This is a genomic window from Algoriella xinjiangensis, from assembly GCF_900115015.1.
Taxonomy (GTDB): domain Bacteria; phylum Bacteroidota; class Bacteroidia; order Flavobacteriales; family Weeksellaceae; genus Empedobacter; species Empedobacter xinjiangensis.
Genome location: NZ_FOUZ01000022.1, coordinates 1 through 11479, shown reverse-complemented (window position 1 = coordinate 11479; position 11479 = coordinate 1). Strand labels below are relative to the sequence as shown.

Here is an 11479-nt window from a genome sequence, read left to right as displayed (position 1 = left end):
CAAGGGGTTCTATTTTGAAAAACAACCATTTCAAGGCGGAAACTCAATGAAATGGTCCAATTTTCTATGTTGATTTTTTATTTAGGACAGGATTGGAAACAAATGTTTATTATATTTATTTTCATTTTCTCTTCTTGTAAAGAAGAAACTTGTGAATCTGCAAGAAATAGAGAGAATGAATATTATTTTAATATTATATCACCATCGAGTTACAAAGATAATTTTATTCAAGGTCCTTATTTTGAAGACATACAATCCATACCAATGTAAAATAGTTAAATAATGAATAGTAATCAAAAAATAATACTAAAATATTTATTGGTGATAATAAGTTTTGTAATACTAGTAGGATGTCCTAGTTCTGTTCAGGTAGTATATAGGCCAAATATTCAATTAATTAATAATGATGGTGTATATTTATATCCTTTAAAAAATACTAAAGATACAATAACATTAACTTGCTTATATACAAAATCTTATAATCAAATAAAATATAAAGAAAATATTATTGTTATTATTACTACTAGTACTAATAACAATAATACACCTGTTATATTTTCTTCAAATAATGGTAAACTTAAATTATATAAAAGTGAAGAAAATAAAAAATTTTTTGTACTAAATGATAGTATTAATTATAAAAAAATTAAAATAAAAAATGATTCATTAAATATTAAACTTGATAATTCAAATCATTTATTATTTCTATATAAGAATAATTAAGGTAGATTACTATTCTTATATTTTTTTGCTTGGTAGTGTTCCAGAAGTGTTTTTATTACACAACGCATTAATTTTAAATTAATTAATCATTAAATGACTTTACTCAATAGTGGACAATCTCCACTATTGAGTATTTTTATGCTCTTAAAACAACTAAATAATTTAATAAGCTTGTGCATGAAATGTGTTGGTAGAAAAATTTAACTATCTATTTTTGGAGTTGATCTTTTACTTCACTTCGATTTTGTCTACTTTTCTAAAAAGATCTTGACTATCATTCGGATTCTTTTCTGCCTATGACCAAAATTTATTATAAAACTCAGCATTTTAAAGACTATTATATTGCTCTTTTTCGGATAACTCTTTTCTGTATTCTTCTTTTATATCAGCTTTATTTTCAATTCCATATTTAAACGTAAAAAACAAAGCAGCTAAACCAATCATAAAAAAACGATACAATACAATAACCAATTGGAGGCTTTCTTAGTTCTATAATAACCTTTATGTTTAGTGGAAAATTATTACTCTATTTTAAGTAAGAATAACATGCGTATTTTGTATCATATGCATGTAGTGATATTTAGAAATAATATTTTATACGCAATCAACAACAAATACAAAACACTGATTAACAGCTAAAATATTTGTTTTTTGTCCTTGTTCAATTATTATTAAATTGCGTATATAATTATGTTGTGCGTCATTTGATCAAACTCAATAAAAATTAAATGAAAAATAAAAATTGGACAAATAAAAATGGTTATTATCAAATAGCTATGGATGAAGATTTAGGTTGTAGATGTGGAGAATATAATTTTGAAGTAAAAAATAATGAATGGAATACTGTAAAAGGATTTTTTAGAAATGTTTCAACAATAATTGGAGGTGGATTTAGTGGTAGTTCTTCAAATATTTATGTTGGCGGTTCTCCTTTTATAATTAGATATAATGGAATTTTTAAAATAGGTAAATGATGTTTAGGATATTTATATTATTTATATTGTTTATAAATTTTTCTTGTTTAGAAAAAGAAAAAATAGAAAAAAATCTTCTTTTAGAACGGGATCATTTTTTTCAAAAAAAAGGACTCTCTAAAAATGAATTTCAATATAAATTCTATATAAGAAATGGCAATGATTATACTCATTACGTATTAAAATGCTATAAAATAAAAAATAATGATTCTATAATCATTTATCTAACAAGAGATGATACTGCTGATTATTTTATTGAAGTAAATGATAATTTTAAAAAATATCAAAAACCTAAATAAGGTAGGTAGTATATTAGATAAGTTAGCGATTTATAAAACATCATTTTAACAATTAAATAATTTAACTCAATAGTGGAGCCACTATGTAAAATATAAAATATCCAATTGGAGTTTTTTTTATGCCCTATAATAATGATTATGTTTAGTAGAAAAATTTATTAGTATGAAACAAATGTTTATTATATTTATTTTCATTTTCTCTTCTTGTAAAGAAGAAACTTGTGAATCTGCAAGAAATAGAGAGAATGAATATTATTTTAATATTATATCACCATCGAGTTACAAAGATAATTTTATTCAAGGTCCTTATTTTGAAATTACAGGAATTAATCCTGAAACTAAAGATAATAATTTTTTTAAAGATGATGCAAGATGGATTTCCGCTTATAGTGACTCTATTGAAAAAGGAGATACTCTTTACAAAAAAAAAGGAGAAGACTTTTTTTTAATTAAAAAGAAAAATAGTACAATAAAAATTTATACATTAAAATGTAATCCAAATGGTGGAGTTGATAGAAAATCACCAGAAATAGAAGTTATAAAAATATAAAGCTCTAATTGGAGGTTATTTTATGTTCTATAATAATGTTTATGTTTAGTAGAAATTATTACCCTGTTTAAGTAAGAATAATTGCGTATTTTGTATAATATGCATGTAGTGATATTTGGAAATAACATTTTATACGCAATCAAAAACAAATACAAAACACAGATTAACAGCTAAAGTATTTGTTTTTTGTACTTGTACAATTATTATTACATTGCGTATATAAATATGATCTCTGTAACCATTTGAAAACAAGATGAGAAAATTAAATTTACTTTTAGTATTGTTTCTAATAATTCTAAATTCATGTAATGAGAAGAAATTAGATGATAAAATTGAAATACATGAAGAAAAACTTATTTTTTTCCAGCCTACTGATTTAGGAGCATTCGGTTCAGATACAAGATTTATTATTTATGCACACTTCGATGAGTGTGGAGAATGGGGAGGACATGAAGAGAGTTTCGAAATATTCTCAAAAGAAGATAAATTTTTTTATGCAAAGTTCATAAGAACCAAAGTTGATTGCGAAAAGCTTGGAGAACTATATGGAAAACCTGAATTCCAGAAATCTAATATAGAAGCTGAATTTAAACTAACTGAAAGTAATATTATCGAAATTAATAATTATCTATCAAAACTTCTTAAAAGTAAAATATCTGAACGCTTTCCAGGACATGCTGGACAAACGTTTGGAGCAATGAAATCAGATTCTACTTTAATTATTGATGTTTATGATAGCAATAAGGAAAATTTGATTAATTATAACACCCTATTAAAATCATTTAATATTGAAGAAGTTAATTATGAATATCGTTAAAATGGCTACAGATAACACCGGTAACTGTTGCACAACCAGAAGATAGATCAAAACAATAAAATACACGACCTCGTTTAAGCCATTTTAAGCGAGGTTTATTTTTTTGATAAAAATATTAAATTGAGGATTTAATCTTCCCTTAACAATCAAATAATATTCAATTAAGCTACAGAGAAATTGTGTTGCGTAAGTTTGCAACAACATAATCCTCATGTGTTATTTATATCATTTCTCAAAAATGCTTCTCATCCCGAGAAGTTTTTTTGTTTTATAGAAACAGCGCTAAACTAACTGCCATTATAAACATGCCGCCAATAAAACCGTAAGTAGATATTTTTTTTCCGGCATATTCTTGTGCGGTTGGCAACAATTCGTTGATAGAAATATAAACCATCATTCCTGCAACACTCGCGAAAATTGCTCCAAATATAGATTCATCAATAAATTGTAACAACACAAAATAACCAATCAAAGCGCCAATCGGTTCTGTTAATCCTGATAAAAATGAATAAGTAAATGCTTTTTTACGGCTTTTTGTAGCATAATAGATAGGAATTGCAACTGCAATACCTTCAGGAATATTATGAATGGCGATGGCAAATGCAATAGAAATTCCATAAGTAGGATCGTCTAAAGCACTAATAAAAGTAGCTAAACCTTCGGGGAAATTATGAATAGATAGCGCCAAAGCAGAAAACATACCTAATCGTAATAATTTTTTATCAGAGGTTTCATTTTCTTCGTCTTTGGTTTCGTGGTGATGCGGAAGTAATTTATCAATCAAAATCATTAATGCAATTCCAATAAAAAATCCTAAAACGGTATAACTATATCCTAATTTTTCTCCAAAAGCTAAACTTAATGATGTTTTTGCTTTGCCTAAAATCTCTACAAAAGACACGTACATCATTACTCCAGCAGAAATTCCGAGCATAGCGCCAAGAAATTTTGGATTAAATTTTTTGTACATCAAGCACAGTAAACTTCCAATTCCGGTGCTGATTCCTGCAAAAAAAGTTAAACTAAAAGCAAATATGATGGAGTCTGAAAACATTAAGTTTAAAAGTTAGATTTATCTAACAAAAATATTTCTTTTTTTTAATTGAATCAAACTAAATAATCTTTTTGCGAAAAATAAATGTAATTTGTCACTTTTACCTATTTATGAGACTGATATAATTATTTTTGCTTTGATAGAAATTTTTGAATGGAATTATTAGATAAAAATATACAAAGCGAATTATACCGTTGGGCAATGCATTTGGTCTCTAAATTGGGATTAACGCAATATTCAACCACATTATTAACCTCTTTTTTATTATCAATCAGTTTATTGATTATTCTTTATTTGGTCGATTTTTTACTCCGAAAAGTATTGTTGTTGCTTGTCATCAATCTTATCAATAAAAGTAAAACGAAGATTGATGATTTATTAATAAAAAATAAAGTATTGCAATTTTTGACGCATTTGGTTCCGATAATTATTGCAAAAGAGGCGATTCCATTAATTTTTAAAGGTTTTCCGAATTGGATAAATATTGCGATTCAAATTACAGATGTTGCGTTGGTAATTGCAGTCGGATTTTTATTTAATGCAATTGTCAAAGCTTTTCGTGATTTTTTGAGAGCAAACAAATCATTTGCGGATAAACCGATAGACAGTTATTTGCAAGTGATTAATATCTTAATATTTTTTATTTGTGGAATTCTTACTTTTTCTATTGTTACAGGAAAATCGCCCATCACATTTTTGGTTTCGTTAGGAGCGGCTTCGGCGGTTTTGATGTTGGTTTTTAAAGATTCTATTTTAGGATTTGTCGCAAGTATTCAGGTTTCGATGAATGATATGATTCGTGTTGGCGATTGGATTGAAATGAGTAAATATGGCGCAGACGGAACAGTTACAGAAATTAATTTGAATACCGTAAAGGTTCAGAATTTTGATAAAACAATTACAACAATTCCAACCTATGCATTAATTTCAGATTCATTTCGAAATTATAGAGGAATGCAAAATGCGGGTGGACGACGAATTAAACGTTCTATAAACATTAAAATTTCATCTATTCGATTTGTAACTGAAGAAGAAATACAGGAACTGAAAAAAATTAGAATGTTACACGATTATATTGTTGATCGTTCTAATGAAATTAAACAATATAATATGTCGAATAAAGTAGATCCGACAGTTTTGGCAAATGGTAGACGAATGACAAATGTCGGGCTTTTTCGTCAATATGTAAAAACGTACACATACAACAATCCGCGAATTCGGAAAGATATGTTTTTTGTGGTTCGTCAAATGCAATCTACCGAACATGGTTTACCAATAGAATTATTTATGTTTACTGATACAACGGTTTGGGTGGAATATGAAACGATAATGGCAGATATTTTTGATCACATAATTGCGGTTGTTCCTTTGTTTAATCTCGAGATTTACGAATCGCCTTCGTCCGATGATGTACAATTAGTAGCAAAAGCATTGCGTATAAATAAAGAAGCAGAATCTTAAGATTCTGCTTCTTTGGTTTTTTTATTTTATCATTATCGTCCTTCTGAATTCGTTTCAGAATCACACAAGTAGTATTTAAATGTGATGAGAAACTGAACTAAATTCAGTTTGACAGATTGTGTCTTATTATTTTTATTGTCATTCTGAACTCGTTTCAGAATCACACAAATTATTCCTCCGATTTATCAATTAAGTTTTTCATTAGATTTTTTAGTTTTTGATACATAAAAGATGTAATCAAGATTAAAAGTCCTAAAATTATAAATGATACAATTCTGAAAACATTACTCATTTGCCAAACATCAATTAAATAAAGTTTTAGAATAATCAGTCCAAATAGAATAAAACCAACAATCGGAAAATATTTATAATGTTTCTTAAAGCCAATATAAATCAATACAAAACCAAGAACTGCCCATATAATTGGTAAAAGTATCATTTGGAAAATATCTTGTTGATGCCCAAAATTATCTTGTTTAGCGTCTATTGTAATTAGCATAAACGAATTATATTTCTCGAAACTGATAAGATAAACCAACAATAACATTGTTGTGATTTGTAAAACAGTAGAGGTTTTAAAATCGGGTTGTTTAAATACCAAATAAAATAGATAAGCTGTCGGAAAAAGATAACTTAAATAAATAAAATAACTGCTTATTCTGAAATTTTCGCGATAAGCTTCGTTCGGAATATCGGCAATCATTGGTAAAATAATAATACAAGTAGCCGCACTAATTTGTAATGCAAATATAATTTGGTCGGCTAAATTTAGTTTTTCGCGGAATGATAAAAGCAATGCAATAAAAAATAAGGTATAAATGATGACATAACTTATGATGAGTGCTAGCGAAAAATAAGGCTCGATTTGGTAAATGATTTCAAGTAAAATTCCGACATACATCAATAAAATTGACGTAGAAGTGAAGATGAATTTAGAATGCGCAATTTTAAAACCAAGAAATTGTTCGTCAGTTTCAAAATCTTTCATCAAATAAATATTGAAAACAGAACAAACCAAGACAATAAAACTTGTGATAAATATATGATTGAAAATGATTGGTAAACGAATTGTTGTTTCAAAATATTCAATCCAATTAACGCATAAAAAGCAAAACAAAAATGGAAACATTAGAATAAAAAATACTTTAAAAATTGCATTTCCACTCTTTTTCCATAAAAATAATAACAAAGTAGATTCTAATGCAAAGCATATAGAAACCACGTTTGCGTCATATTCTAAGCCAATTGCGGTTGTTATTAACACAACGCTTAAGCCGATTAATGTATTTAATAATAAATTGTTTTTACTTGTTTGATAAACATAATAAGCAAACAAAGCATTGATAAGTCCGAATATAAGTGGAATTAAACCTGGATATTTTTCGATAAAATAATACGTTGCAAGAGATATTAAACTCGAAAAAACAATGGTATTTGTAATGAATAGAATACAATTTGGAACTGAAAATTCAAGACGTTTAAAATAATTAAGTAAACTTGTTGCAGCAAATATCAAATAAAGCAGAATAAAAAAGAGATTCTGATTTTGCGTTTTTTCCGTATCAATCCAACCAAAACTATATATAGATGTAAAAACAAAGGCGATAAGAGAAATAATTTGCCAATTTTTTCGCCAAGACATATAAAGCATACTTAGGTTGAGTAAGGCTAAATATGAAAATAGAAAAACAAAATTACTTTCGCCAGTGCTAATCATTAGCGGCGCTGTAAAACCACCAACAATAGAAAAAATTGCCAAAACTTGACGATTGTACAACATTGCCAAAACAATAGAAAATATGGTAACGAGTGTTAGCAACGCAAATGTGGTGTTTACGGACAACAATTGATATTCTCTAAACGCAATTGTCAACGTAAAATAAAGTATGGTTAATCCGCCACCAATTAATATAGATGAAAAAATGGCGTAATTTTTTCTGATTTTATGCGCTGTTCCAATAATTGCGAAACCAATTATAATACCTATTATAACTCTAAAAGTTTCATTAATCCAATTTTGATCAATCGCATATTTTACAAAATAAGCAATTCCCAAAACTAAAGTTACAATTCCAATAACCGTCAAAAAATTATCTTTTATAAATGCAATTGCACCGTTTATGGTTTTATCCAAAAGACTTTCTTCAATTATTTTTGGTTGCTCAATTGGTTTTTGCGCTGGTTTTGGTTGATTTATAGGTATTGGTTGAGGTTTTATTGGTTCAGAAATCGGTTGTTCTTTTACAATTGGTGTAGTTGTTTTTGGCTGAACAATTTCTGGACGAATATAATCTGTTTTTTGACTAACAGGTTTTCCGTATTTATCAAGTTCTTCTTGTAAATGTTTTATTTTTAGATCTTGATAATTAATCATTTTTTTTAATTGACCAACTTTATTAAATAAAATGGCAAGTAAAATGAAAACAATTAAGGCTATAATGTACATAGTGTTAATTTAGGTGATTGAATATAATACAATTATTTCAGAAGTTTTAATATTTAAGTCAACATATACCAAAATGAATCTATTTTCGTTATCCTACAAAATATTTACTTTTGCTGAATGTTTAAAAAACACTATACATTATTCCTTTTAGCATTGTCGTCTGCAATTTTTGCACAAGACGGTACACGAGTATATGAATTTTTAAATATTACAACTTCAGCTCGTCAAGCGGCATTGGGAGGAAATGCGCAAACTTCTTGGGATGCCGATCCAAATTCGTCTTTATGGAATCCTGCTTTGATGAATAGAGAAATGCACGGACAATTTGGCGTTAACTACGTAAATTATATTGCCGATGTTAATTTTGGTACATTTTCTACGGTTTACGAAATAGATAAAGACAATTTTTTATCTGTTCATGGACAATATGTAGATTATGGTAAATTAGTAGGAACGGATGTTAACGGAAATGTAACAGGGAATTTTAAAGCAAACGATGCAGCAATTACAGTTGGTTATGCGCGTGTTTTAGGAGATTATTGGACAATTGGTGCAAATCTAAAATACATTAATTCGACAATAGAGTCGTATAAATCATCAGCAATTGCAGGAGATGTAGGTTTGTCTTATCACGATTTTGATAAAAATATCAATGTTTCGTTGGTTGTGCGCAATATTGGGAAACAAGTAACAACATATAGTGGAAAGGAAGAAGACATGCCGACGCAAGTTAATCTAGGAATTACACATAGGTTAGAGCATGTTCCGTTAGAATTTACTTTTTCGCTTCACGATTTACAAAAGTTTGACATTTCGCAACCTTATGGTAAAAATGGACAAGAAGTTTCGGGCGGACGAAAATTTATAGATCATCTTTCTGTTGGTGCAGAGTTATTTCCAGAATCGGATTTCAACATGCGTTTAGGTTATAATTTTAAACGTGGAAACGAATTGGCTGCAGACGGTGTTAGATCGTTGTCTGGTTTAACTTACGGTTTCGGAATACGTATTAATGCGTTCCGTTTTGAATATGGTCATGCCAATTATCACAAGTCAGGAGGTTCTAATCATTTCGGTGTTCTAATCAATTTAGATCGTATAATAAATGGACGAGATTATTGGCGAAGCAATCCTTGGTTATAAAATATTTTCAATCAAAACTTAAAATATTATCTTTGTCATCTATTTCTAATTTTAATGAAAGAAGATTTAATCATTGCAATTGACGGATTTTCGTCTACAGGCAAAAGTTCGATGTCAAAAATTATTGCAAAAAACCTTAATTACACACATATTGATAGTGGTGCAATGTATCGCGCGGTAACTTTGTATGCGTTTCAGCATCAGTATATTGTAGATAAAAAAATTGATGTAGATGGATTGGTCGAACATATAAATGATATTAAAATAGAATTTGTACAAGATCCTACGTCTCAAAAAAATATTACTTATTTAAATGGCGAAAATGTAGAGCAAGAAATTCGCACCATGAAAATCTCTAAAATGGTTAGTCCTATTTCAGAAATTCCAGCTGTGCGCGATTATTGTGTTGCTTTACAACAAAAAATGGGCGAAAATGGACGAATTGTAATGGATGGTAGAGATATCGGAACAACTGTTTTTCCAGATGCGGATATCAAAATTTTTGTAACTGCTTCACCAGAAATTCGTGCAAAACGTCGTTTTTTAGAATATCAACAACAAGGTAAAGATATTTCTATGGATGAGGTTTTGAAAAATGTAAAAGAAAGAGATTATATCGATTCTCACCGCGAATATTCTCCACTTCGTAAAGCTGATGATGCGATAGAAGTTGATAATTCTGAACTTAATTTAGAGGAAACTGTAAATAAAGTGATGGAAATTATTTTGTCTAGAAAATAGAATCTTCAGTTGCGGTTGTAAATTCTTCTAGAAATTTCATGCCGCGATATGAGTTTCCTTTCGGATTTAATTTCGGACTCCAAACCGAAACAACATAATGTTTTGGCATTACAGCAACAATTCCTCCGCCAACACCACTTTTGCCAGGTAAACCAACACGAAAAGCAAATTCTCCCGATTCATCATAAAAACCGCATGTTTGCATAATCGCATTTACACGCTTGGTTTGGCTTGTACTTAGGATTTGTTTGTTGTCAAAAAGATTTTTTCCGCCATTTGCTAAAAATGTAAAAGTTGTACAAAGTTCTTTACAGCTTAACTCTATTGAGCAAATATGCGTGTACAAATCCAAAACTTCCTCTGGCGAATTATTTATATTACCCAAAGATTTAATAAAATTGGTTAATGCAGCATTCCGAAAACCCGTCGCCAATTCATTTTCTGCAATTCGTTCAGAAAACTGAATGGTAGAATTCCCTGAGACCTTTTTCATAAAGTCTAAAAAATGTTGTTTAGGATTTTTACATCTATCTATTAATATATCACAAATAACCAAAGCGCCTGCGTTGATAAATGGATTTCGAGGAATTCCTTTGTCAGATTCTAATTGTAATAAAGAGTTAAAAGGCGTTCCTGACGGTTCTACATCTACACGTTTCCATATTTCTTCGCCAATTTCGCTGTAAACCAATGCCAATAAAAGTACTTTAGAAATACTTTGAATAGAGAATTTCTCGTCACAATCTCCAAAGCCAAATTGCAAGCCGTCTAAAAATAACAAAGACACGCCAAACTTTTCTCCATTTACTTTTGCTAATTCGGGAATATAGTTCGCCGTTTCACCTAAATTTTCTTCTGCTTTAACTAATTTGAAAATGTTTTCAATAATTTCAAAATACTCTTGTTCCTTTTTATGCATATACTTCTTTTGACAAACTAAAGATAAATTAAAAAGAAGAAACCAATTGTTTTCTTTTATGATATTCTTTAAAGATGAGTTTGTACTATATATAAGTGATACTTATTTTTTCATAAACCATCCTTAATATAATAAGAGCAAGAAATCCCCTTTGTCATCCTGAACTCGTTTCAGGATCACAACATCTATATAATAGTCTCCCTTTTTTCCCCAATCCACCGCCTCAAACGCTCAAAACCCCAACCAAAACATCACCATCTAAACTTTTTTGAAAAAATATTTTGTTTTGGTTCAGTTAGTTAAGGATTAAATGTAAAATAATTGTAAAAAGTGTTTGGTAAAATGAGAAAAG

The 11479-nt window shown here is 28.8% G+C and carries 12 protein-coding genes; 9 read left to right on the top strand and 3 right to left on the bottom strand.

Features of this window, described 5'->3' with window-relative positions; all coding sequences use genetic code 11:
- Window positions 1–51 precede the first annotated feature (51 nt).
- The 6 genes from BM072_RS14960 to BM072_RS14935 all read left to right on the top strand — a co-directional run bounded on the left by BM072_RS14960 (window position 52) and on the right by BM072_RS14935 (window position 3363).
- On the top strand, window positions 52–270 hold the full coding sequence (locus tag BM072_RS14960) for a hypothetical protein (protein ID WP_092910546.1): 219 nt from the start codon (window positions 52–54) through the stop codon (window positions 268–270).
- Between the two features lie 12 nt (window positions 271–282).
- Window positions 283–723, top strand: a complete 441-nt coding sequence (locus BM072_RS14955) for a hypothetical protein (protein ID WP_092910539.1) — start codon at window positions 283–285, stop codon at window positions 721–723.
- A gap of 728 nt (window positions 724–1451) precedes the next feature.
- Window positions 1452–1697, top strand: coding sequence for a hypothetical protein (locus BM072_RS14950; RefSeq protein WP_092910535.1), 246 nt, complete (start codon window positions 1452–1454; stop codon window positions 1695–1697).
- Window positions 1694–1996 carry a hypothetical protein gene (locus tag BM072_RS14945; protein ID WP_092910532.1) on the top strand — a complete coding sequence of 101 codons (303 nt, stop codon included), beginning with the start codon at window positions 1694–1696 and terminating at the stop codon, window positions 1994–1996. The genes BM072_RS14950 and BM072_RS14945 overlap by 4 nt, the downstream gene beginning before the upstream one ends.
- A gap of 163 nt (window positions 1997–2159) precedes the next feature.
- Window positions 2160–2546, top strand: coding sequence for a hypothetical protein (locus tag BM072_RS14940; RefSeq protein ID WP_092910527.1), 387 nt, complete (start codon window positions 2160–2162; stop codon window positions 2544–2546).
- A 253-nt stretch (window positions 2547–2799) separates the two neighbouring features.
- Window positions 2800–3363, top strand: coding sequence for a hypothetical protein (locus BM072_RS14935; protein ID WP_245752231.1), 564 nt, complete (start codon window positions 2800–2802; stop codon window positions 3361–3363).
- 268 nt (window positions 3364–3631) lie between these two features.
- Here BM072_RS14935 and zupT read toward each other — a convergent pair whose 3' ends face one another.
- Window positions 3632–4417, bottom strand: coding sequence for a zinc transporter ZupT (gene zupT, locus BM072_RS14930; protein WP_092910523.1), 786 nt, complete (start codon window positions 4415–4417; stop codon window positions 3632–3634).
- Window positions 4418–4570: 153 nt separating this feature from the next.
- Between zupT and BM072_RS14925 the strand changes: the two genes are divergently transcribed.
- Complete coding sequence (locus BM072_RS14925) at window positions 4571–5878, top strand: mechanosensitive ion channel family protein (RefSeq protein ID WP_092910518.1); 1308 nt, start codon at window positions 4571–4573, stop codon at window positions 5876–5878.
- A gap of 169 nt (window positions 5879–6047) precedes the next feature.
- Here BM072_RS14925 and BM072_RS14920 read toward each other — a convergent pair whose 3' ends face one another.
- The gene (locus BM072_RS14920; RefSeq protein WP_092910514.1) at window positions 6048–8324 is read right to left on the bottom strand and encodes a DUF2339 domain-containing protein; all 2277 of its coding nucleotides are present in this window, start codon (window positions 8322–8324) and stop codon (window positions 6048–6050) included.
- 117 nt (window positions 8325–8441) lie between these two features.
- On the opposite strand from BM072_RS14920, the gene porQ reads away from it, so the two are divergent.
- Complete coding sequence (gene porQ, locus BM072_RS14915) at window positions 8442–9467, top strand: type IX secretion system protein PorQ (protein WP_092910507.1); 1026 nt, start codon at window positions 8442–8444, stop codon at window positions 9465–9467.
- A gap of 54 nt (window positions 9468–9521) precedes the next feature.
- Window positions 9522–10208 carry a (d)CMP kinase gene (cmk, locus tag BM072_RS14910; protein ID WP_092910504.1) on the top strand — a complete coding sequence of 229 codons (687 nt, stop codon included), beginning with the start codon at window positions 9522–9524 and terminating at the stop codon, window positions 10206–10208.
- Here cmk and BM072_RS14905 read toward each other — a convergent pair.
- A complete protein-coding gene (locus tag BM072_RS14905) occupies window positions 10198–11127 on the bottom strand; it encodes a glutaminase (protein ID WP_092910501.1) in 930 nt (309 codons plus the stop codon). The two genes, cmk and BM072_RS14905, sit on opposite strands and share 11 nt — an antisense overlap.
- Window positions 11128–11479 lie beyond the last annotated feature (352 nt).